Annotated in this window: 25 protein-coding genes, 1 tRNA gene and 1 other RNA gene; 8 read left to right on the plus strand and 19 right to left on the minus strand. The window is 58.9% G+C overall.

Translation table 11 applies throughout. The features are described 5' to 3' along the window. Position 1: 1 nt before the first annotated feature. The 4 genes from frr to rpsB all read right to left on the minus strand — a co-directional run bounded on the left by frr (position 2) and on the right by rpsB (position 3,211). Entirely contained in the window at positions 2-559 is a 558-nt protein-coding gene (frr, locus tag CV013_RS06800; RefSeq protein WP_102154470.1) for a ribosome recycling factor, read from the minus strand. A gap of 2 nt (positions 560-561) precedes the next feature. Further along, entirely contained in the window at positions 562-1,284 is a 723-nt protein-coding gene (pyrH, locus tag CV013_RS06805; protein WP_102154471.1) for a UMP kinase, read from the minus strand. Positions 1,285-1,437: 153 nt separating this feature from the next. Continuing rightward, a complete protein-coding gene (gene tsf, locus CV013_RS06810; RefSeq protein ID WP_102154472.1) occupies positions 1,438-2,364 on the minus strand; it encodes a translation elongation factor Ts in 927 nt (308 codons plus the stop codon). 91 nt (positions 2,365-2,455) lie between these two features. After that, on the minus strand, positions 2,456-3,211 hold the full coding sequence (gene rpsB / locus CV013_RS06815) for a 30S ribosomal protein S2 (RefSeq protein ID WP_102154473.1): 756 nt from the start codon (positions 3,209-3,211) through the stop codon (positions 2,456-2,458). On the opposite strand from rpsB, the gene CV013_RS15665 reads away from it, so the two are divergent. From CV013_RS15665 to CV013_RS06830, 3 genes are all read left to right on the plus strand, one after another. Continuing rightward, the gene (locus CV013_RS15665) at positions 3,189-3,485 is read left to right on the plus strand and encodes a hypothetical protein (RefSeq protein WP_123639926.1); all 297 of its coding nucleotides are present in this window, start codon (positions 3,189-3,191) and stop codon (positions 3,483-3,485) included. The two genes, rpsB and CV013_RS15665, sit on opposite strands and share 23 nt — an antisense overlap. 45 nt (positions 3,486-3,530) lie before the next feature. Continuing rightward, a complete protein-coding gene (locus CV013_RS06825; RefSeq protein WP_102154475.1) occupies positions 3,531-4,301 on the plus strand; it encodes an SIMPL domain-containing protein in 771 nt (256 codons plus the stop codon). 231 nt (positions 4,302-4,532) lie between these two features. Beyond that, positions 4,533-4,820, plus strand: a complete 288-nt coding sequence (locus CV013_RS06830; protein ID WP_102154476.1) for a hypothetical protein — start codon at positions 4,533-4,535, stop codon at positions 4,818-4,820. Here CV013_RS06830 and CV013_RS06835 read toward each other — a convergent pair. The 3 genes from CV013_RS06835 to CV013_RS06845 form a co-directional block, all read right to left on the minus strand. After that, positions 4,786-5,604, minus strand: a complete 819-nt coding sequence (locus tag CV013_RS06835) for a CDP-alcohol phosphatidyltransferase family protein (RefSeq protein ID WP_102154477.1) — start codon at positions 5,602-5,604, stop codon at positions 4,786-4,788. The two genes, CV013_RS06830 and CV013_RS06835, sit on opposite strands and share 35 nt — an antisense overlap. Beyond that, on the minus strand, positions 5,604-6,353 hold the full coding sequence (locus CV013_RS06840; RefSeq protein ID WP_102154478.1) for a phosphatidylserine decarboxylase: 750 nt from the start codon (positions 6,351-6,353) through the stop codon (positions 5,604-5,606). The genes CV013_RS06835 and CV013_RS06840 overlap by 1 nt, the downstream gene beginning before the upstream one ends. 65 nt (positions 6,354-6,418) lie before the next feature. Continuing rightward, on the minus strand, positions 6,419-7,549 hold the full coding sequence (locus CV013_RS06845; RefSeq protein WP_102154479.1) for a beta-ketoacyl-ACP synthase III: 1,131 nt from the start codon (positions 7,547-7,549) through the stop codon (positions 6,419-6,421). 325 nt (positions 7,550-7,874) lie between these two features. Here CV013_RS06845 and CV013_RS06850 point away from each other — a divergent pair, with 325 nt between their 5' ends. After that, positions 7,875-8,060 (plus strand): hypothetical protein, encoded by a 186-nt coding sequence (locus CV013_RS06850; RefSeq protein WP_102154480.1) that lies wholly within the window; start codon positions 7,875-7,877, stop codon positions 8,058-8,060. A 280-nt stretch (positions 8,061-8,340) separates the two neighbouring features. Here the strand turns inward: CV013_RS06850 and CV013_RS06855 are convergent. Next, positions 8,341-8,426 (minus strand) — tRNA-Tyr (locus tag CV013_RS06855). A gap of 156 nt (positions 8,427-8,582) precedes the next feature. Here CV013_RS06855 and rlmB point away from each other — a divergent pair. Next, on the plus strand, positions 8,583-9,374 hold the full coding sequence (gene rlmB, locus CV013_RS06860) for a 23S rRNA (guanosine(2251)-2'-O)-methyltransferase RlmB (RefSeq protein ID WP_102154481.1): 792 nt from the start codon (positions 8,583-8,585) through the stop codon (positions 9,372-9,374). Between the two features lie 102 nt (positions 9,375-9,476). Here rlmB and CV013_RS06865 read toward each other — a convergent pair whose 3' ends face one another. The 4 genes from CV013_RS06865 to CV013_RS06880 form a co-directional block, all read right to left on the minus strand. Beyond that, positions 9,477-9,749, minus strand: coding sequence for an HU family DNA-binding protein (locus tag CV013_RS06865; RefSeq protein ID WP_102154482.1), 273 nt, complete (start codon positions 9,747-9,749; stop codon positions 9,477-9,479). Positions 9,750-9,983: 234 nt separating this feature from the next. Next, complete coding sequence (lon, locus tag CV013_RS06870) at positions 9,984-12,371, minus strand: endopeptidase La (RefSeq protein ID WP_102154587.1); 2,388 nt, start codon at positions 12,369-12,371, stop codon at positions 9,984-9,986. A gap of 297 nt (positions 12,372-12,668) precedes the next feature. After that, positions 12,669-13,010 (minus strand): YbaB/EbfC family nucleoid-associated protein, encoded by a 342-nt coding sequence (locus CV013_RS06875; RefSeq protein WP_102154483.1) that lies wholly within the window; start codon positions 13,008-13,010, stop codon positions 12,669-12,671. After that, positions 13,007-14,845, minus strand: coding sequence for a DNA polymerase III subunit gamma/tau (locus CV013_RS06880; RefSeq protein ID WP_102154484.1), 1,839 nt, complete (start codon positions 14,843-14,845; stop codon positions 13,007-13,009). The genes CV013_RS06875 and CV013_RS06880 overlap by 4 nt, the downstream gene beginning before the upstream one ends. Positions 14,846-14,952: 107 nt before the next feature. Between CV013_RS06880 and CV013_RS06885 the strand changes: the two genes are divergently transcribed. Then, positions 14,953-15,438 carry a DUF4188 domain-containing protein gene (locus CV013_RS06885; RefSeq protein WP_102154485.1) on the plus strand — a complete coding sequence of 162 codons (486 nt, stop codon included), beginning with the start codon at positions 14,953-14,955 and terminating at the stop codon, positions 15,436-15,438. 11 nt (positions 15,439-15,449) lie between these two features. Here the strand turns inward: CV013_RS06885 and ffs are convergent. From ffs to CV013_RS06910, 5 genes are all read right to left on the minus strand, one after another. Further along, positions 15,450-15,544, minus strand: an RNA gene (gene ffs, locus CV013_RS06890) — signal recognition particle sRNA small type. Between the two features lie 122 nt (positions 15,545-15,666). Beyond that, positions 15,667-15,945, minus strand: a complete 279-nt coding sequence (locus CV013_RS06895) for an ETC complex I subunit (protein WP_102154486.1) — start codon at positions 15,943-15,945, stop codon at positions 15,667-15,669. A gap of 101 nt (positions 15,946-16,046) precedes the next feature. After that, positions 16,047-18,497 (minus strand): ATP-dependent helicase HrpB, encoded by a 2,451-nt coding sequence (hrpB, locus tag CV013_RS06900; RefSeq protein ID WP_102154487.1) that lies wholly within the window; start codon positions 18,495-18,497, stop codon positions 16,047-16,049. A 5-nt stretch (positions 18,498-18,502) separates the two neighbouring features. Next, positions 18,503-18,721 carry a helix-turn-helix transcriptional regulator gene (locus CV013_RS06905; RefSeq protein WP_102154488.1) on the minus strand — a complete coding sequence of 73 codons (219 nt, stop codon included), beginning with the start codon at positions 18,719-18,721 and terminating at the stop codon, positions 18,503-18,505. Position 18,722: 1 nt separating this feature from the next. Further along, positions 18,723-19,139 (minus strand): hypothetical protein, encoded by a 417-nt coding sequence (locus tag CV013_RS06910; RefSeq protein WP_223805259.1) that lies wholly within the window; start codon positions 19,137-19,139, stop codon positions 18,723-18,725. A 132-nt stretch (positions 19,140-19,271) separates the two neighbouring features. Between CV013_RS06910 and CV013_RS06915 the strand changes: the two genes are divergently transcribed. Both CV013_RS06915 and CV013_RS06920 read left to right on the plus strand, forming a co-directional pair. After that, positions 19,272-19,784, plus strand: coding sequence for a hypothetical protein (locus CV013_RS06915; protein ID WP_102154490.1), 513 nt, complete (start codon positions 19,272-19,274; stop codon positions 19,782-19,784). Next, positions 19,768-20,271, plus strand: a complete 504-nt coding sequence (locus CV013_RS06920; RefSeq protein ID WP_102154491.1) for an ImmA/IrrE family metallo-endopeptidase — start codon at positions 19,768-19,770, stop codon at positions 20,269-20,271. The genes CV013_RS06915 and CV013_RS06920 overlap by 17 nt, the downstream gene beginning before the upstream one ends. A 77-nt stretch (positions 20,272-20,348) precedes the next feature. On the opposite strand, the gene CV013_RS06925 is transcribed toward CV013_RS06920, so the two are convergent. Together CV013_RS06925 and CV013_RS06930 are read right to left on the minus strand one after the other, a co-directional pair. Continuing rightward, complete coding sequence (locus CV013_RS06925; protein WP_102154588.1) at positions 20,349-21,239, minus strand: IS1595 family transposase; 891 nt, start codon at positions 21,237-21,239, stop codon at positions 20,349-20,351. 129 nt (positions 21,240-21,368) lie between these two features. Further along, positions 21,369-21,998 (minus strand): peroxiredoxin, encoded by a 630-nt coding sequence (locus CV013_RS06930; protein WP_102154492.1) that lies wholly within the window; start codon positions 21,996-21,998, stop codon positions 21,369-21,371. Positions 21,999-22,072: the final 74 nt, after the last annotated feature.

Genomic DNA, 22,072 nt, shown 5'->3' on the forward strand with positions numbered 1-22,072 from the left:
ATCACTGCGTCATGATCTCCTTTTCCTTGTTAGCGGCCGCCGCATCGGTCTCAGCAACATATTTGTCAGTCAGCTTCTGAACTTCTTCTTCAGCCCGCTTGCGCTCGTCCTCAGAGATTTCCTTTTTCTTTTCGTCATCTTTGAGCGCTTCCATGCCATCGCGCCGAACGTTGCGAATCGCAACTTTGGCTTTTTCGGCATATTGCCCCGCCAGCTTGGCAAGATCGCGGCGACGCTCTTCCGTCAGATCGGGAATCGGCAGTCGAATAGTTTGCCCATCGATCATCGGGTTCAGCCCAAGGTTGGCATGGGCAATGCCCTTCTCAACCGCGGTCAGGTTTGACCTGTCCCACACCTGCACGCTTAACATCCGTGGTTCAGGTGCAGACACCGTCGCAACCTGATTGAGCGGCATCATCGCGCCGTACACTTCGCACACCACAGGATCGAGCAGTGCCACGTTGGCGCGCCCGGTCCGCAGGCCCGACAGATCGCTTTTCAATGATTCCACCGCGCCGTTCATACGGCGCTCGATATCGGCTTTATCGTACTTGGCCATTGTCAGGCTTCCTCTTGCACTATCGTCTGAACGCCCTTGCCTTGCAGCACTCGCGCAAGGTTGCCTTTCTCGCGGATCGAAAACACCACGATCGGGATGCCATTGTCGCGGCACAAAGCAACTGCGGACGCGTCCATAACTTTAAGATTATCTGCCAGCACCTTGCTATAACCGACAGTTTCAAAACGCTTTGCTTCGGGATCTTTCTTGGGATCGCAATTATAGACCCCATCGACACTGGTGCCCTTCAGCAATGCATCGCAACGCATTTCTGCCGCGCGGAGTGCCGCACCGGAATCGGTGGTGAAATATGGCGCGCCGACACCGGCAGCAAATATAACCACACGCCCTTTTTCGAGGTGACGTTCAGCCCGACGACGGATCACTGGCTCGCAAACCTGATCCATCTGGATCGCCGACTGTACGCGAGTGGGTACACCAAGCTGCTCCAAGGCGCTCTGCATGGCGAGCGCATTCATCACCGTTGCAAGCATGCCCATATAATCTGCTTGCGCGCGATCCATACCCTGTGCAGCCCCAGCCATTCCGCGAAAAATATTACCGCCACCGATAACAAGGCAGATTTCCAGACCGGTTTCCTTCGCCGCCTTCACTTCTTTCGCCAACTCACTGACGAACGAAGGATCGATCCCAAATTGCTGATCGCCCATCAGCACCTCACCCGAAAGTTTGAGGAGGACGCGCTTGATCTTGGGAAGAGGCATGGAAGCAGAGTCTCGCGAATGATCGGGTAAACGGTGCGTCCTTATAGGCCAGCACCTTCTTGCGGCAAGGGAGAAGGCTTCAAACCAAGCTCAAATGCAAAGGCCGCCCAATCCAGAAGAATCGAGCGGCCCACACATTATATCTTGAAAGGGTCAGCCAGCGACTGCGGCAGCCACTTCGGCGGCGAAATCGCTTTCTTCCTTTTCGATACCTTCTCCGAGCTGGAAGCGGACATAATCCTTGAGCACGATCGCGCTGCCGGCATCCTTGCCCGCTTTGGCAATGACATCGGCGATCGCGGTCTTGTTATCCATTACGAAGATCTGGCTGAGAAGAGCGTTCTCCTTAGCGAACTTCTTAATCGCACCGTCGACCATCTTTTCCTGCACTTCGGCAGGCTTGCCGCTTTCGGCAGCTTTTTCAGCAGCGATCTTGCGTTCGCGCTCGATCACTTCGGCGTCGAGGCCATCAGCATCGAGAGCCTGCGGGAAAGCGGCCGCAATGTGCATCGCAAGCTGCTTGCCGAGCGGTTCGAGAACATCGGCGGGCGCTTCGCTTTCCAGAGCGACCAGAACACCGATCTTGCCAAGCCCTTCACCGGCGGCATTGTGCATGTAAGGCACGATCACGCCGTTGGTGACGGAAACCGACTTCATGCGACGAACCTGCTGGTTTTCACCGATGGTCGCCACATTGTCAGTCAGCTTTTCAGCGACTGTGCCACCGTCAGGGTAAGCGGCAGCCTTCAGCGCTTCGACATCGTCGCTGGCCTGTTCCAGAGCGACCTGAGTAGTCTTACGCACGAAGTCCTGGAACTTGTCGTTCTTGGCGACGAAGTCGGTTTCCGAGTTGACTTCGACGGCAACACCCTTGGTGCCTTCGACCGCCACGCCGACGAGACCTTCCGCAGCGGTGCGGCTCGATTTCTTGGCAGCGGTTGCAAGACCCTTGGCGCGCAGTGCGTCGACAGCAGCTTCGATGTCGCCATTGGCTTCTTCGAGAGCCTTTTTGGCATCCATCATGCCCGCGCCGGTCTTTTCGCGCAGGGCTTTCACGTCAGCGGCAGTGAATGCAGCCATGTTCAATTCCTTCTTTGCAAATCAAAAGCGAGCACCGGGCCGAACCATTTCGATCCGCCCGGCGCCTCGATTCCGCGATAGGAAGCGCGTGTTACGCTTCTGCGGCGGCTTCTGCCGGCGGCGTATCCATCGCACCGAAATCGGCACCCGAGTCGGTCACGGCCGCACCTTTGCCTGCAGTTGCTGCTTCAGCAAAAGCATCGCAATACAGGCGCACAGCGCGACTTGCATCGTCGTTGCCCGGAACAGGGAACGCGATACCCGACGGATCGACGTTGGTGTCGAGCACGGCAATCACCGGGATGCCGAGTACGCCGGCTTCCTTGATCGCGAGATCTTCCTTGTTCGCATCAATCACGATCATGACATCGGGAATGCCGCCCATGTCACGAATGCCGCCAAGCGACATTTCCAGCTTGTCCCGCTCACGGGTGAGCTGAAGAACTTCTTTCTTGGTGAAGCCGCTCGTATCGCCCGAAAGCTGCTCTTCAAGAGTCTTGAGGCGCTTGATCGACTGCGAAATCGTCTTCCAGTTGGTGAGCATGCCGCCCAGCCAGCGGTGATTCACGAAATGCTGGCCACTGGCGCGAGCTGCGTGCGCGATCGGTTCCTGAGCCTGACGCTTGGTGCCGACAAACAGGACCTTGCCGCCCGAACGAACAGTGTCCTGCACGAAGTCGAGTGCACGCGCCATGAGCGGCACGGTCTGCGACAGGTCGATAATGTGAACGCCGTTCCGCGCGCCGAAAATATACGGCTTCATGCGCGGGTTCCAGCGGTGGGTCTGGTGGCCGAAGTGTGCGCCGGCCTCAATCAGTTGCTGCATGGTGACGGTAGGAGCCGCCATGGTCATTTCCTTTCCGGTTGTGCCTCTGGAAAGCTGGAACCTGTGCGGAGAGCCCGCTGCAGGCACCGGTATGTGCGCCTTCCATGTGGATTTGCCCCCAACCTGCCCGACCACGAATACGGTCGAACTGCCGGAAGACCGCGCGCCCTTACCGCTATGTTATACGAAAATCCAGCCCTCTTCGCATCCTGCACAAATGCCGCTGCCGGAGCAGCGTTCGAGCACGCACGGTCATGAACGGTTCATCGACATAAATGCACATCTCATCGCATGATGAGGCAGGATCAGTGGTCGCGCGCACCATAGCAGGGAGAATTAAATGGCTACTTCGAATGGGTTCCTCTCGGCAATCGCCAACAACAACCGGATCGCATTGCTCTGCGCCAGCGTGGTGCTGGCAGGCGGTATAACCATCGGCTCGGTATCGCTAGCGAACGGGATGGTGGCAATGAAGCGCGCCGATCGGGAGGTCACCGTCCGCGGTGTTGCTCAACGTAACGTAACCGCCAACCGCGCATCGTGGTCGGTCAATTATTCCGAGGCAGCTTACGATCTGTCGGAGGCTCTTTCCGCCGTCGACCGGGATTCCGTGACTATTCGCAAATATCTGGCGAAGCAGGGATTCGAGGATGCGATGACCAAACCGAGCAGCGCCAATATCTCTGTCACGGACGAATATCGTGACGGGAAATATACGGGTCGAAAGGTATATACGGTTCGCCGTACAATTTCCTTCACCACGTCAAAGGTGGCACAAGTTCAGGCGGTGCAGGCGAACAAGGACGAACTGGCTCAGGGCGGGCTGGTAGTGGATGACGTAAACGCCAGCTATGAATATACCGAGCTCGACAAGGTTAAGCCCGAAATGATCGCAGAGGCGACCAAGGATGCCCGTCGCGCAGCCGAGAAATTCGCCAACGATTCGGGATCGTCGGTTGGTGGCATCAAGAGCGCCACGCAGGGATATTTCTCCGTTTCGAGCAGGGAAGCTCCCAGCGGAGACGAAGAATATGGCAGTTCCGGCCAGACCGCGAGCAGCCCGGATCAGCGAGTTCGGGTCGTAACGACTATCGACTACTATCTCGACTAGCCCCCAACGATCTCTATTTGCGTGATTTTTCTGAGCGCGGCGAGAGAGAGACCTCTCGCCGCGCATTCACTGTATCGTAAAAAAATGAACGCCTGTCGCTCAAATCGCTTGACGACTGGAACAAAACAGGAACATATATCCACAACGGCGGAACGAAAGCCACTTTACTCTGTTATCGACACGTTATCCACAGGCTACCCGCAGCATTGTGGACCAGCAAGGAAAAACGCCATGATCGCCAGCTTGCTCACTATTCTGTTTGCTGCATCGGCCACGTTTGCCGCTCTCATCCTGATTGATGGGTTTTTGCGCGGGCGAAGTGCCTGGCATCGTTTGCATGCCGAATTAAAGACAGCAGACGCCTGGCAGGTTGCGGTTGTTCGACTGGAACAACAGGTTCAGATCGACCTGAACAATCAGAGTACACAACCTGTGCGAGCTATCATGGGAAATACCGGAAGAATGGTCCGGCGCGGCACACGTGTTATACGGCAGACTCAGCATCGCGCTGCCGCCTGATGCGGGCGTAGCGAAACACCGTGAATGGCATCAAGGCAAGATAGCCGGTGCAAATTGCAATCAGCGTCCACCACGGTTCCATCAGCAGGGCAGCGAATACCATCCCGACGACTGCGATAACTTCAAGACGCACATTTCGCCGCGGCCTTAATGAAGTCCAGCTCAAAGTTGCCATATTGGAAATCATCAAAAAAGCGATCAGCGCTGTCCATCCCGCCACGGCCACCGGGTGACGGAAATCCTCCAGACCGGTGGCCATCCATAAATATATCGGCAGAAAGGCCAGCCCTGCCCCAACCGGCGCTGGCACACCTGTTAGAAAGCCCGCCGATTTGTGCGGCTGCTCATCGACATCGATCATGGCGTTGAAGCGGGCCAGCCGCAATGCACAGCAAATGGCGAATGCAAGGCTGGCAAACCACCCAAGTCGCGGCAGGTCTTCCAGTGACCACAGAAATAGAATCAGCGCAGGCGCCATGCCGAAACTCAGCGAATCTGCCAGACTGTCCAGTTCTGCGCCGAAGCGTGATTGCGCCTTGAGCAAGCGTGCGATGCGCCCGTCGATCCCATCGAGCAGACCCGCCACGAGAACCGCCAGAATCGCTTCCTTCCACATCCCGGCGATTGCGAAACGAATACCGGTAAGCCCTGAACATAGAGCGGCAGCGGTGATCGCGTTCGGTACAACGGCACGCAAAGCCAAACCGGATGCCCGCCCCCCCCGCATCAGCGACATTTCATCCTCAGCCGCCTTCGGGCCAACGCGGGGACGATCGTCTCCCATTACTGGCTGACACCCTCGATCAGCGGCTGAGTACCAATATCGGCAAGCACAGTTTCACCCGCAATAACGGTTTGGCCCAAAACAACGCGAGGTGAAGTTCCGGTCGGAAGGTACACATCAACCCGGCTACCGAACCGAATCAAGCCCACACGTTGCCCCACGGCAATCATGTCGCCGGGCTTCACGAACGGTACAATTCTCCGTGCGACCAAGCCAGCAATCTGCGTAAAACCAATACTGACGCCGTCAGGCCGCTCGACCAAAAGATGCTGCCGCTCGTTCTCCTCACTCGCCTTGTCCAGGTCGGCATTCATGAACTTGCCTGGCATATAGACCATGCGCCGCACAGTACCGCCAATCGGTGACCGGTTAATGTGGACATCGAAGACGCTCATGAAAATCGACACGCGCGTGACCGGGCCTGCGGGAAGCCCTGTAGTGCCGCTGCCATCGTCACCCACCAGTTCCGCTGGAGGCTCCACCTGAGTGATCAACGACACCATACCATCGGCAGGGGAGACAATATATTTGTCATCCTGCGGCACGACCCTTTCAGGGTCGCGGAAAAAGGCAAGCACACCCAATGTCAAAAACGCCATCGGCCAGGCGATCGTTTCCCAGGCGAGAAACGCAGTCACCAAACTCGCGGCAGCGGTAATGAGGGCGAACTTGCGTCCTTCGGGATGGATCGAGGGCCATTGCCAACCCGCTTCACCCCGGCCCTGATTGTCGAGAATATCTCCGGCCATGCGACGTCACTTAGGCGGTGCGCGCGCCAGTCACAAGCGAAACCGGCGCAAACGCCGCCCTGCGATCAGTCAGTTTTTCTCACAAAGACCGTCCCAACGGAATAACCCGCGCCGAAACTACAGATCAGTCCGGTATCTCCGCCAACAAGGTCGGAATTGTGTTTGTGAAATGCGATAATCGATCCTGCGCTAGACGTATTTGCATAGGTATCGAGCACGGTCGGGCTTTCATCGCCATCAGCTTCGTGTCCCAGCACTCGGTGCGCGATCAACCTATTCATCCCGGCATTGGCCTGATGCAGCCAGAGGCGCCGCAACGAATGCGGATCGATCTGCAAGCGCTCCGTCTCTTGCAGGATCAGTGCCGAAACCATCGGAACCACTTCCTTGAACACCTTGCGTCCTTCCTGCACGAATAGCTTGTCTGGATCAGATGCCGTTTCAGGAGCGGCTCTGTTGAGAAAGCCAAAGTTGTTGCGGATGTTGTTCGAAAACACCGTTTTCAGCTTGGTGCCGAGAATTTCCCAATGGTTCTCCGGCGCGATGGCCGCGTCTTCCACCAGAACAGCCGTCGCCACATCGCCGAAAATGAAATGGCTGTCCCGATCGCGCCAATTAAGATGCCCGCTGGTAATTTCCGGGCTTACCACCAGAACACTGCGTGCATTTCCCGCGCGAACATAATCCGCAGCGGTCTGGATGCCGAACGTTGCCGACGAACAGGCAACATTCATATCGAACCCGAAACCGTCGATACCCAATGCCTGCTGAATCTCGATTGCCATTGCCGGATAGGGGCGCTGCATATTAGACGCAGCGCATAACACCGCATCGACATCGGCCGGGGCTCGCCCTGCAGCCTCCAACGCTTGTTGCGCCGCCTTAACGCCAATTTCCGCCATGATCGAAAGCTGTTCGTTATCGCGCTCCGCGATGCGAGGGCACATAATCTCCGGGTCGAGGATCGAAGCCTTGTCGATTACGTGCCGGGCCTTGATCCCACTCGCCTTTTCGATGAACTCAACCGAACTGGGCTGGAGCGGGTCAATATCTCCCATGCCAATAGCGGCGGCATGTGCTTCGTTATACCTAGCGACATATTCGTTGAAGCTCTCGACAAGTTCGGCGTTCGAGATGCTTTCCGGCGGAGTGTAGAGCCCGGTGGCAGCGATAACAGGTCGGTTTGTCCAGTTCATCCCGCGAGGGTTAGGCCTGCAAAAATCCCAGAGCAAGACCCTCTGCATGCCAGATAACAGGATCGCGAATCCACCCGTCAGATCCCCAAATCTGTCATTCAATCGCATCGTATCTGGTGAAAAATGGCACTTTTGGGGCAAGCCTGTCTTTTTTTTGCCCAAATTCCTATATCAACGGCATGTTGATTTTATTTAGTTTTTCCCACTTCCGGCAGATTTTTGGGTGACTGATCGCTAATTTTGCAATCGACAAATCGTGCGACTGTCGGCAAACCGGCGCCGCCTCGCAGCCTCTGCGTGCGAGTGAAGACAAGGGGATTACCTAATGAAGAAGTCGATTCTCGCAGTTTCGGGCCTTGCTCTGGCCCTGACCCTTTCGGCCTGTGGCAAGAAGGAAGAAGCTCCGGTTGATACCGCTTCGGCTGTCGCCAGCGACGTCGCCAGCGACACCGCGAGCGATGCCGCTTCGATGGCTCCGGCCAGCGATGCCGCCAGCGAAGCTGCCAAGTAAGTTCTATCCGACCGGTTACCTGTAGCGATTTGGCAAACAGGTAACCGGTCGATAGTTCGTCAGAAGCGCGACTGCCGAACTTTATTGCTGCACCATGCAATGACACGGTGCCAGCCAAGCGTATATACCTGCAATATTACGGCAATAATTAGATTTGCCGCCCCACCCCCGGAAAATCCGACAACTGAGATTCGCCCGCCTACCAATAGCGCGGACGTAAACCGGTGCGCTTGTGCGGGTCGCGCCCACCGCAAAGCCATTCGTCACTGCGATGAAGAAGTGGTGGACAGGGCTGGATTCGAACCAGCGTACGCTTGCGCGGGCAGATTTACAGTCTGCTGCCTTTAACCACTCGGCCACCTGTCCACACAGGGCATCGTTTCTGGCGATGAAAAAAGCCCCCGCATCGGGGGCTGCCAGCCGAGAGGCGCCCCAATGGCGAACCCTTGCTTGCCTGTCAATGGGGCGGGTGGCAGGAGGCGCGATAAGTTTCCACATCATCGCATCGTACAAGGAGAAAAAATGGCCAAGGGTGATCGAAAGCGCGCTATGCGTGGCCGCGCGGGCCGGATGCAGGGCGGGCGTGGATCGGGGCGCGCCGGTGCCGGGCAAGTTCGCCTGTGGGGCCGCCACGCTGTCGAAGCAGCGCTGATGAATCCCGAACGGCAACACCGCAAGCTGTGGGCCACGAGGGAGGGCATCGAGTCTCTTGACGGGGAGCTGCCAGCAGACTTCCCGGTTGAATATGCCGATGCCCATGACCTGGCTCGTCTGGTAGCCCGGGATGCGCCCCATCAGGGGCTCGTGCTTGAATGCGCGCCTTTGGAGGACGTATTTCTGGCCGATGTTATTGCTGAATCCGAAGGCCCTGTGCTGGTTCTCGATCAGGTGACCGATCCGCACAATGTTGGGGCAATACTGCGATCGGCAGCAGCCTTCAGTGCAGCGGCAATCGTTACACAGGATCGCCATGCACCGGGAGAGTCGGGCGTGTTGGCCAAATCGGCCTCGGGTGCATTGGAAATCGTGCCATGGGTCCGTGTCGTCAATCTGGCGCGGACGCTCGACGAACTGGCAGAAGCAGGCTTCTGGCGGATTGGGCTGGCAGGTGAAACAGACGCGACCTTAGCAGAAGCACTTCCAGCCGGACGAGTCGCTTTGGTGTTGGGCGCGGAAGGCGAAGGGATGCGTCAGAATATCGCCGCCCATTGCGACGCACTCGCCAGACTGCCAATTTCCGATGCAATGGAAAGCCTGAACGTGTCCAATGCTGCCGCCATCGCCCTTTACGCGGTCGCGGCGCGATCTACTTGAGGTAATGTTGCGCGCCATTGGCAAGTCGGCCCAATGGAACAAAAAAGGCGCAGCAACTCCATCGGAAGTTGCTGCGCCTCTATTCGCGAAGGAGAGGAACAGTTAGTTGACCGAATCCTTCAAACCCTTACCTGCCTTGAACTTAGGCTGATTAGAGGCCTTGATCGTCATAGGCTCCCCAGTGCGCGGATTGCGCCCGGTCGATGCCTTGCGGCGCGCCACAGTGAAAGTGCCAAATCCGACCAGACGGACCTCGTCGCCGTTCTTCAGAGCTTTGGTGATGGAATCGAATACCGCTTCGACTGCACTGGCCGCATCGCCTTTCGAAAGACCGGCAGTTTCCGCAACTGTGCCGATCAGATCATTCTTGTTCATCCGCTAAACCCCCAATGAATTTCCTGTCGCAGTACCGTCGCAATATCGACAGCAAAGGAATCGCTCACGCGAAGCCGCGAAGTTGAGAGATTTTTTGTCCGTGAGTCAAAGACAAATGGGCCTTTGATCTATTGTTCGTCTCACTTTACGCCCATTCAGACGATACAGGAATGGAGCAACCTCTGTCCCTCCCACGGATCGCCGGGAGCACATGCTGCGCTCCTCGGAGAGCGCTCAATGCGGTCGCGCAACTTCTCCGGATGATGGCACTGGCTGGCTGGCAAGATCATCCGCCTCACTCCAGTCGATCGATTCGAGTGGAGAAACCAATGCCAGCTCCAGCACCCGATCGACATGGGAAACCGGAATGATCTCCAGCCCGTCTGTGATGGTCTGCGGAATTTCCACCAGATCTTTCACATTCTCCTCGGGGATCAACACAGTTTTGATTCCGCCACGAAGCGCCGCAAGCAGCTTTTCCTTCAGCCCACCGATTGCCAGCACCCGGCCACGCAATGTGACCTCCCCAGTCATCGCTACATCTGGCCGCACCGCAACTCCGCTCAGCGTCGAAACGATTGAGGTGACCATGCCGACGCCCGCGCTCGGCCCGTCTTTGGGGACAGCGCCTTCGGGCAAGTGGATGTGGATATTGCGACGCTGGAATATCGACGGCTTAATGCCATAGGCAGGCGCGCGCGCCTTCACGAAGCTGAACGCAGCGGCAACGCTCTCGTTCATCACTTCGCCCAGTTTGCCGGTGGTTTTGATCTCACCCTTGCCCGGCGTGGTAACGCTTTCGATGGTCAGCAGTTCGCCGCCCACTTCGGTCCACGCCAGACCGGTGACTGCCCCGACCTGCGCCTCTTCTTCGCTCATACCGTGTTTGAACTTACGAACCCCGGCAAATTCACCAAGGTTGTCAGGCGTAACGATGACGCTTTCCGCTTTTTTCTCAATAATTTTGCGGAGACTTTTACGGGCCAGTCGCGCAATTTCGCGTTCCAGTGTACGCACGCCCGCCTCGCGAGTGTAGTAACGGATCAGATCGCGCATCGCGGCTTCCGTTACAGCGAACTCACCCTCTTTCAGGCCGTGCGCGTCGATCTGTTTGGGCAGCAGATGACGGGTGGCAATTTCCACCTTTTCATCTTCAGTGTAGCCTTCAAGACGGATAATCTCCATCCGATCGAGCAGCGGCTGCGGCAGATTGAGGCTATTGGCTGTCGTCACGAACATGATATCCGACAGGTCGAGATCGAGTTCCAGATAGTGATCCTGGAACTTGCTGTTCTGTTCCGGGTCAAGCACTTCGAGCAGCGCCGACGCCGGATCACCGCGGAAATCCTGCCCTAGTTTGTCGATTTCGTCGAGCAGGAACAGGGGATTGCTGGCCCCTGCCTTCTTGAGATTGGACACGATCTTGCCCGGCAGCGAGCCGATGTAGGTGCGCCTGTGGCCGCGGATTTCGGCTTCGTCGCGCACACCGCCCAGCGACTGACGGACAAATTCGCGCCCGGTTGCCTTGGCAATCGATTTGCCGAGCGAAGTCTTCCCGACACCCGGCGGGCCGACGAGGCACAGGATCGGCCCCTTCAGCTTATTGGTGCGCGCCTGAACCGCGAGGTATTCGATGATCCGGTCTTTCACCTTTTCCAAGGCATAGTGATCGGCATCGAGCACGGCCTGCGCCTTGCCAATATCCTTGTTGATCCGGCTCTTCTTACCCCACGGCAGACCGAGCAACACATCGAGATAGTTGCGGATTACGGTCGCTTCCGCGCTCATTGGCTGCATGGTCTTGAGCTTTTTCAGCTCGCTGTCTGCTTTCGCGCGGGCTTCCTTGCTCAACTTGGTTTTAGCGATCTTCTCGGTCAGCTCAGCAATTTCATCGCCATCTTCACCGTCGCCGCCACCCAGCTCGCTCTGAATCGCCTTCAGCTGTTCGTTGAGGTAATATTCGCGCTGAGTCTTTTCCATTTGCCGCTTCACACGACCGCGAATTTTGCGCTCCACCTGAAGGACAGACAGTTCGCCTTCCATGAAGGACATCACCATTCCGAGCCGTTTGAGCGGATCGCGTTCGGTCAAAACAGCTTGTTTGTCCGATACTTTGGCGCCGACCGCAGCAGCAATTGTGTCCGCCAGTTCCCCGGCGTCGTCAATCTCCGCCAGTTCCGCACCGGCACCTTCGCCAATCTTCTTGTTCAGTTTGGCATATTCGCCGAATTGTTCGACGACCTGTCGCATCATGGCCACGACTTCGCTGCCCGCCGCAGTTTCCGGCTCTGTAATGGCTACGTCCGCCAGATAATACCCGCCTTCGCGGCGTATAGACACCAATTCCGCGCGCGCGCCGCCTTCGACAAGCACGCGCACAGTGCCGTCGGGCATTTTAAGAAGTTGCAGCACCTGCGCCACCACGCCGACATCGTACAGATCGTCCTGAACGGGATCGTCGCAACCAGGTTCGAGCTGCGCGACAAGAACGATATCCTTGTCGCCCTCCATCGCCGCTTCCAGTGCAGCCACCGATTTATCGCGGCCAACGAACAGCGAAACCACTTGTCCGGGGAAGACAACAATATCGCGAAGAGGAAGGAGCGGGAAAGAATGAGTCATAAAAACAATCCATTTGCGATGTGGATTCGGGTCGGAACACATCGGTTTTGCAGGATATGGGTGCACCACCGGCCGCTCGCAATGGCGTAACAAGCCTTAGCTGTGGAAGTGGCGCTGTTGACCTGATGTTATGGAGGGCGCTCTCGCGGCCGCGCTGGTTTCACAGATCAGCGCGCTGAGCGGAATCATCGGCGCAACCGGCAGGGCCATCGCGCGCATTGTCATTGAGAACACTCCCGCCCCTGCCTCCCGAACCACCGTCGGGAAGGCAGGAGGCGCGAGCGGGGCGAAAGGGAGTCAGCCCATGCCCGGCAGGTTGAAACCGGGCGGCAGGCCCATACCCGACTGAATTTTCTGCATTTCATCGTTAGCCACACGATCCGCTTTACCGCGCGCATCGTTGAATGCAGCTGTCACGAGATCTTCCAGCATCCCTTTTTCTTCCAGCTTCATCAAGCTGTCGTCGATCGAGACACCCATGATGCGCCCTTTGGCCGAACAGCGGATTTTCACCAGCCCGCCACCGGCGGAACCTTCCACTTCGATTGCATCGAGTTTTGCCTGAGCATCGCCCATTTGCTGCTGTATCGTCTCAGCCGCCTTCTGTGCGGCCTGGATCATTTCTTCCATCGATTTCATGCGGATTTGCTCCAGTTTCGTGTGCCGTGCTCGTCATCTTCGAGCATCTCGGCATCGGGAAATGCGGCCAGAGTGGCCTGAACCAGCGGGTGCGCGCGCAAGCGTTCGGCGGCGGCGGCACGGGCTGCCTCGTCACGCTCGACCAGCGTCGGCTGCGCGCCAGCAGCCGCTTCGCCTTCAACACGCTCAACTTCCCAACGGCTGCCGGTCACATCGAACAGTGCCTGTCGCAGTTCGCTCGAGAGATCGTCCGTAAATCCAGCAGATTGCGTATAAATCAGCTTGCCGTGCCCGATCGCAACCGGGCGCACCTGCATCCGTACACGCGTACCGAGATGTAAGTGGCGGGCTTCGATCTGATCGACCAACTGCGCCCAATCGTATTGGGCAACCGGCGCGGTTGCTCCCGCGTCCCCAGCAGAAACCGCAGGAGCAGAGGCACTTATGCCGTTTGCGGCCAGCTCTTCCAGCTTCTTTACGAGCGAACCCGGATCGGGCATCTCGCCCGCATGAAGCGTGCGAAGCAGCGCCATTTGCGCCGCGACCAGCGGATCGGGCGCGGAACGCACCTCTTCGTATCCCTTGAGCAGCAATTGCCACAGGCGGTGGAGCTGGCCCGCAGCCAGCCGCCCTGCCCAGTCCTCAATCGCTGCGCGCTCTTCCGCCGTCGGGGCATCGGCCCCGCTGCCGCCGACCTGCTCCACAGTGATGCGGTTGGTCAGGTCCATCAGCCCGCGCATCAGCGCAAGTGGCTCAACTCCCAGCGCATATTGATCGGCCAGCGCCGCCATCAGACCTTTGGCGTCGCCTTCCAACATGCATGCGAACAAGCGTCGCTGCGCGCCCTTGTCGGCGAGACCGAGCATGTTACGCACCCGCTCCGCGGTGACTTTACCATCGGTATCGAGATCGGCGTGGGCAATTGCCTGATCGAGGATCGACAACCCATCCCGGACCGATCCTTCGGCGGCGGAAGCGATCATGTGCAGCGCCTCTGGCTCCGCCTCCACCCCTTCCTGACGGCACACGCTGGCAAAGTGATCCTGCAACAGCTCTGCCGGAATGCGCCGCAGGTCGAACCGCTGGGTACGGCTGAGGACAGTGACCGGCAGCTTCTCGACTTCGGTCGTCGCAAACAGAAACTTCACATGCGGCGGTGGTTCCTCAAGCGTTTTCAGCAACGCATTGAAGGCGTTACGCGACAGCATATGCACTTCGTCGATGATGTAGATCTTGTAGCGCGCCGACACCGCCGCATAGCGCACGGCCTCGATAATCTCGCGGACATCGTCGACCCCGGTGTTGCTGGCGGCATCCATTTCGATCACGTCGATATGGCGCCCTTCGGCAATTGCCTGGCACGGTTCGCATACGCCGCACGGATCGATAGTCGGCCCGCCGTTGCCATCGGGGCCTATACAATTCAATGCCTTGGCAATCAGGCGCGCAGTGGAGGTCTTGCCCACCCCGCGCACCCCGGTCATCAGAAACGCATGCGCCAGCCGGTCGCGTTTGATCGCATTGGCCAGCGTGCGGACCATCGGTTCCTGACCGATTAACTCACTGAAAGTTTGAGGCCGATACTTCCGCGCCAGCACGCGATAGGGCTGCGATGCCTCAGGCGGCGATAGTGCGGGCGACGGAGCGGGTGCGGTATCGCCAGCCGGAGACGATGTAGAAGGCGCGGAAGAAGCCGCCTTTTCAGGAGGTTGCACAGGAGCATCGCCAAATAGAGCGTTCTGCCCTGCCGCCTCCAGCTCAGTGGCAGACGGATTCGCCGCCTCTTCGTCGGTCTGCCACGGGAGGCCTTCGGTATCGTCCGGTGAATCACCCATGTTCGACTAGGTAGGCGTTCGGGCACCGCTTGTCATGCATGTGCGATGCATTTGTGTGTTATGGTGTTGCGGGCCACAAAGCGAGCAATCGAGGGGGAGAAAAGGTTATGAAAATCAATGCGGAACGCCTGACCGCCAGCCATAGCGACGCGGTGACGGTGTTCATCATCGGAATGCGGATCAACAGATTGTTTGCATTGAACAAATGGCTCCCTGTCGCGCGGTCTATGGGGCCGATGGTGGCGGAGCTGGCCGCCGATCCCGACAGTGGATTTCTGGGGGCGGAGACGATGCGGCAGGGATTTCGCACCGTATTGCTGGTACAATACTGGCGCGATTTCAATAGCTTGGAGAGCTATGCCCGCGACCGCGATCGCAAACACTGGCCCGCATGGACCGCGTTCAACAAGGCGGTCGGGTCTGATGGAACAGTCGGAATTTTCCACGAAACCTACGTAGTTTCAAAGGGATGCTACGAATCAATATACAACAACATGCCCGCGTGGGGCCTCGGCGCCGCGAGCGGGCTGGCCCCGGCAACCGGATCGCGCAACGCCGCGCGCAGCCGCATGAGCGCGGCCACAACCACCTGAAACAATTGAGGAAATAAGGAGCCGAGCGACCCGCTGCAATCTACCTGGGCTGCTTCCTTCCGGACCTGACCCGGTGAGCAAACGCGAACGTCCACCCGACTCCCGGCCCGGCATATGGCGGGGTTGGGCGCGGTTTTCAAGCCATTCGTAGCGCGCAAAAACAGGTGAAAAGGCGATAACGCGCCAAACCGCCAAAAACGCCCCTGGTTACTTTATGTAACGACGAGGTTACTTAAAGTTATCAGCATAAGCCTGAATTTTCAGGGTCTTATTCGGGGTCGCATGGACGCGGGCGGCGATGCCGTATTTTTCGGCATAGGCCACCGCCTCTTCCTTGCTGGCGAAGCGCAATTGCACTTGTGCCTGTGTATCGCCGCTGCCGGTCCAGCCCATCAGCGGATCGGCCTTGCGCGCTTCGGATTGCTCGAATTCGAGAATCCATTGATCGGTCAATGCCTTGCCAGATTGCATGGCGTTCTTCGGGCGTTGGTAGATGCTTGCAGACATAGACAATCCTTAGGCCACCTTTTCGCTCTGGAAAAGAGATTCACCACGAAAACACACACAGCCGCATCGATTTTACACTGAGCGCGCGCAAAACGCCGGATTCACTGCCGATTGAATGCATTTTTGGTTTTGAGGCTGGGTTTTTCGGTCCACGGCTGATCGGGCCAGCGATGTTTGGGATAGCGGCCCTTCATATCTTTCGCGACATCGGCCCAGCTTCCACGCCAGAATCCGGGCAGGTCGCGGGTGGCCTGAATCGGGCGCCCCGCCGGGCTGGTCAGTTTGAGCAGCAGCGGCGTGTCGCCAACCATCGGATGTGCCTCCAGCCCGAACAACGCCTGCACCCGCACTTCCACCGCCGGGGCGTCGTCGCCGGTGTAGTCGATGGCATGGCTGGTGCCGGCGGGCGAAGTGAATTCGCGCGGGGCCACCCGGTCGAGCCGCTGGCGCGCATCCCAGTCGAGCAGGCCGAGCAGAGCATCGGCCACCCGCCCTTTCGCCAGATCGAGATCGCGCCGCCCGTCGAGCAGCGGAGCCAGCCACAGCGGCGCTGTTTCGCGCAAGGTGGCATCGCTCAGCGCCTCCACCCCGGCATAGCGGGCACGGGCGCGCAGTGCGGGCGGGACGATTGCCGACAGGTCTTCCACCGCCTTTTCCACAAGCATATCGACAACTGCCGCCGGATCGGGTTGCGGGTCTGGCCCGCTGGCGAGCACGATCGCGCCCAGCCGCCGTTCCAACCGCGCCTCCACCCGCCCCTCCCCCGCATTCCAGTTGAGCACGGAGCGGCGCGCGATCCGATCCGCCAGCGCGCCCTCCACCTCCGCCGTGTCGAGCGCGATGGCAGCGGTGATCCGCGCGCCTTTCGCCTGCCCCTGCGCGTCACCGATGGCGAGCCATTCGGCGCGCGCCAGCGGGCTGGCCGGATCGAGCACGAAACCGCGCCCGCCCGCCGACAGCCAGTGTTCGCCCGATGCGCCGCGCCGCCGGGCAACGAAGTCGGGCCGCGCCAGCGCCAGATAGATGCCGGGATTGTCCGCTGCTCCGTCGCGCCGATCCACTCCACCGCCGCCTACGCCAACAATCCCCGCCGCCTTGCGCGCCCAGCCTTGCGCCAGCTTGCGCGAGGCGGCGGCCCGAGCACCGCGATCCGCGTTCCAGCGCGACAAACGAGCCAGCAGATCTTCCCCGCGCCCGCCCAGCCCGCGTTCCTGCAACAACAGAGCGATCTTCGCCGCATCGCCGCCACACCCGTCCCGCGCGCCCAGCAGCACCATCGCCGCTTCCACCGGGGCCATTGGCATTGCCGATAGCTGCTGCCCGAACGCCGTCAGCCGCCCGCCGTCGTCAATCGCGCCCAGCCCCATCAGCGCCCCCCGCGCCGCGGCCAGCGATGCATCGGGCGGCGGATCGAGCCAGGGGAGCGATGCGGGATCGGCGGTGCCCCATTTGGCCAGCGCCAGCACCAGCGGTGCCAGATCGGCAGTGAGCATCTCTGGCGGATCGAACGCGGGCCTGCCGGCATGGGCCGCCTCTTCCCACAAACGGTAAGCGACGCCCGGCCCCTGCCGCGCGGCGCGGCCTGCGCGCTGCGCTGCGGCGGCCTGACTGGCGCGGTGCGTAACTAGGTGTGTCGTCCCCGCCGCACGGTCGAATTCGGCACGGCGGGAGAGGCCGGAATCGACCACCACCGAAACCCCATCCAGCGTCAGCGAGGTTTCGGCAATCGCCGTCGCCAGCACGATCCGCCGCCGCCCATCGGGATCGCGCCGGATCGCCGCGCGCTGCTGCGCCGGATGCACTTGCCCGTGCAGCGGTAGGATCAGCGCATCGGGCAAGCGGGTATCGAGCCGTTCGCGCACCCGCTCTATTTCCCCCACACCGGGCAGGAAGGCGAGCACATCGCCGGTTTCGGCGCGCCATGCCGCCACTACCGCATCGGCCATCGCATCGTCGACCCGCACATCGGGGCGCGAGCCGAGCCATTCGATCCGCAAGGGATGGGCCTTGCCCGCACTTTCGATCACCGGGGCATCGGGGCCGAGCAACCCGGCAAACCGCGCCCCGTCGATAGTGGCGGACATCACCAGCACCCGCAGGTCTTCGCGCAGCACCGCCTGACTTTCCAGCGCCAGCGCCAGCCCCAGATCGCCATCCAGATGCCGTTCGTGCGCTTCGTCGAACAGCACAGCGGACACCCCGCTCAGTTCCGGGTCTTCCACCAGCCGGTTGACGAGGATCGCCTCTGTCACCACCAGCACGCGGGTGCGGGCCGATGTCCTGCTGTCCAGCCGGGTGAGATAGCCGACGGTTTCGCCCGCCTGTTCGCCCAGCAATTCGGCCATCCGTTCCGCTGCCGCCCGCGCGGCCACCCGGCGCGGGCTGGTCAGGATAATCTGCCCGCTGCACCAGTCCTCGCCCAGCAAAGCCGGTGCGACCGCCGTGGTTTTGCCCGCCCCCGGCGGCGCGATCAGCACCGCCCCGCTGTGCCCGCGCAGGGCCGCCAGCAGATCGGGCAACACATCATGGATCGGCAGGCGCGCAGCGGCCATCGCGATCAGTCCCCTTCCCAGCCGAACACGTCTTCCAGCCCCACGCCGAAATGGCGCGCGATGCGGAAACTGGTTTCGAGGCTGGGCGAATAGCGGCCCTGTTCGATAGCGATAATCGTCTGGCGCGTGACGCCCACGATATCGCCCAGCGCGGCCTGGCTCAGCCCGCCGTGTTCTTCGCGCAACTGGCGCACGCGGTTGGTGATCGGAGGGCGTTTCGACATATCAGACCATGCGGCGCAGCAGGTAAACCTGCGCCGCGTAATCGGCAAGCTGCGCCGCGATCAGCGCGAACATGGCATGGTGGAACAACATATTGCCGTTAGGTATCAACAGGTAAGCCCCGCCCGCCAGCACCACGCCCACGGCCAGCACAGTGCCCGACCAGCGCCCCGCCCGATCGGCCACCAGCCGCTCCCGCTCATCCGCACCCGAATTCGCCTCCCGCGGAGTGGCGATGGCCAGCATCACCTGCACCAGCACCGATGCGACCACCACCAGCAACACATAAGGCACCAGCGCCACCGTAACCGGCGCCCCCGGATCGGCCGCGACCGCATTAAAATAATACAGCCCCGACAACAGCATAACCGCCATCATGGCCCACGCAGACTTTTCCCTGAACGACATAGACGACGACATCGCGAATCTCCTGATCGATGTAAGATATTTTTTACATCAATGGCGCGGAGATGGGGCGATGTCAAATATTTTGGACATTATCCCCTTCGCATAGGTAATTGACTCTCAATGTAGCGCCGCTAGTTTACGACCATGACAAAGGGGTGGTGGACCGCATTCGCGTCGGTCAGTCTAGCGATCAATGGCCTTTTCATCGGCGGGTTTGTTTACCTGCTGTGGGCCTATGGACGAAATTTGAAAGCCATCGAAAACAGCCAATTCATGTGCTTGGCTGATCGCAAGGGCTTCGACAGCATCGCCGCCGCTGAAATGATTGGGCGGTTAGATCAGGTCACTTTCCTGCTGAGCATGGGAGGGCTTCTATTCGCTTTGTTCGCTTTCATGGGCTTTTGGATGATTAGGCGCGAGGTGCTGGACACCGCAGAGCGGGTGGCAGGGGAGGCTGCTAGGGAGGCGGCGCAAGTCTATTATGCAAAACAGCCGCAGCCAGAACAAAAAGATGACAAACAGGACAAATTGTCCTATATCTTAGGAAAGGTCTGGCCCTTCAATAAGCCGCCTCGGGGTAGGCAATTCGACCCCGCTCAGGTGTCAACGGAAGGGGCAGAGGAGCAACTAGGAGATAGCGATGAAAAGCCTAAGTGATGCTCTCGCTATCATTCGAGAGCACCAAAAGAAGTTGCCTATCCAAACAGTAGACCTGGCTCGCGACCTTGGTTTGCGGGTGTTCAAGGTGCCAAATTGGCCAAACGATCTTTCTGGAATGATCAGGAAGAACGATGAGAACGAAGGCGGTTTCGACATTTTTGTAAATGCGGCGCATCCGTATGTGCGGCGTCGTTTCACCATCGCTCATGAGATCGCTCACGCAGTTTTGCATCCCCAGCTTATTGGCAACGGGATCACTGATGATGCGCTCTATAGGTCTGGCCTCTCCAATACTGTGGAGGCGCAAGCCAATAGGTTAGCAGCCGACATTTTGATGCCGCGTGATCAGCTTAATGAGCTAATCAAATCGGGCATCACAGACATTGATGTGCTGTCAGGCAAGTTCGAAGTCTCTACGCAGGCAATGGCAATCCGCCTAAATGTTCCCCAGCACGATGCAGAGTCTCGACGTGAATTTGCGTGAGGCCATAGAGCAGGGCAAACTCGACCAGTTCATAGCCGAACATGGGGGCGAAACCGGCGACCGAGAGGCTTTTAAAGCTACTCTGCGCTCAATGGCCGGAAAGTCGAAAGAAGCTCCGGCAGCATCGCCTCCGGACGATTGCGACGATTGAAGCGATACTCGGCTTCCTTGGCATATTTCCAAAGGTGCTTGCCGCTCACATGAATGTGAGTGCCATTGATCGACCGCTTTAGTTGCGACCAGAAACCTTCGATGGTTTGGACGTGAGCGCCAGTGTCGCTGATATAGCTGCCAACATTGTGATTTACCCGGTCGTGGCGATAACCTTCCTCTCCTAGCTTTGCGTAGCTGTGGAGGTGGTCCGTATTAACCGTGGAGCCTTCGGCCACGTGTGCCTTGATAGCAGGGACCAGCGTAGCGCGCTTCACATCGGGAACTACGGTGGTCACGACATCGCCCCCGCGCTCTACCATGCCGAGAACGACAGTCTTGTTCGAAAGGTTGCGGCCCTGCTTGCCGGTGCGGGCAACGCCCCCGATTAGAGTTTCATCGATTTCGACCTCTTTGCCTTCACCGCCAATCGGTGTCTCTCCGTCAACATCGGCCATGTGCTTGCGGATAAGGTCAGCCATGCGCCATGCGGTCTTGTAAGTGACGCCTAGCTGGCGCTGCAATTCCTTCGCAGCCACGCCATTGCGCGTCGTGGTGAATAGGAAGATCGCATAGAACCACGATTGCAGCGGGGTGCGGGTCTTTTCGAACGGGGTGCCAACGGTCGGGTGAAGATGGTGGCCACACCATTGGCACGAATAAGCGCGCTCCGCTTTAATGCGATACCAGTTCGAAGAACGTTCGCAGGAAGGGCATTCGAAGCCCTGCCCAAACCGAACCTCAAAAAGATGGTTCAGGCACGTCTCATCATCAGGAAAACATTTGAAGAATTGGGAGATAGTTTGGGGCTTCGTCATGCCCATTTTATGCCATATCCGGTTACGTATGGCAAGGGGATAATGTCCAATATTTTGGACATCACCCCTTTGCTGGTCGCAAGGGGGTGATGCCCTTTTTAAGGTTGGATATTTGACGAGGCACGCAAGCTAGTCGATCTTGACCATCCGCAGGTATGGGCGAAGCGTGGTGAAGCCTTGCGGGAAGCGGGATTTTGCATCCTCGTCGGAGACCGACGGCGGAATGATGGCATCCTTGCCTTCGCGCCAGTCCGCCGGAGTTGCGACCCCATGCTTGTCACTGAATTGCAAGGCATCGATCGCCCGCAGGATTTCGTCGAAGTTGCGGCCAACACTCATCGGATAGGTCATCATAAGGCGGATCTTCTTGTCCGGATCGATGATGAAGACCGACCGAACAGCAGCCGTTTCGCTCTGGTCCGGGTGAATCATGTCGTACAACTTCGCGATTTTCAGATCGGCGTCCGCCACGATCGGGAACACGAGGTTGGTGTTCTGCGTGTCGTTGACGTCCTCGATCCACTTCACGTGCTCTTCGGCCGTGTCGGTTGAGAGGCCGAGAGGCTTGACGTTGCGTTTGTCGAATTCAGTGGCGAGCTGCGCGGTGCGGCCCATTTCAGTGGTGCATACGGGGGTAAAATCAGCCGGGTGGCTGAAGAAAAACACCCAACTGTCACCAGCCCAATTGTGAAGGTTAATTTCACCGTTCTGCGTATCTACGGTGAAGTCGGGGGCAATATCTCCGATATGTAAGCTCATATGAATTTCCTCGGTTGGGGTTGATGCAAGTGGTGTAGCCCGCCCTTCCGCAACTGGCCAATTCAAATAACCGA

Origin of the sequence: Tsuneonella flava (assembly GCF_002870965.1) — a bacterium.
GTDB lineage: Bacteria > Pseudomonadota > Alphaproteobacteria > Sphingomonadales > Sphingomonadaceae > Tsuneonella > Tsuneonella flava.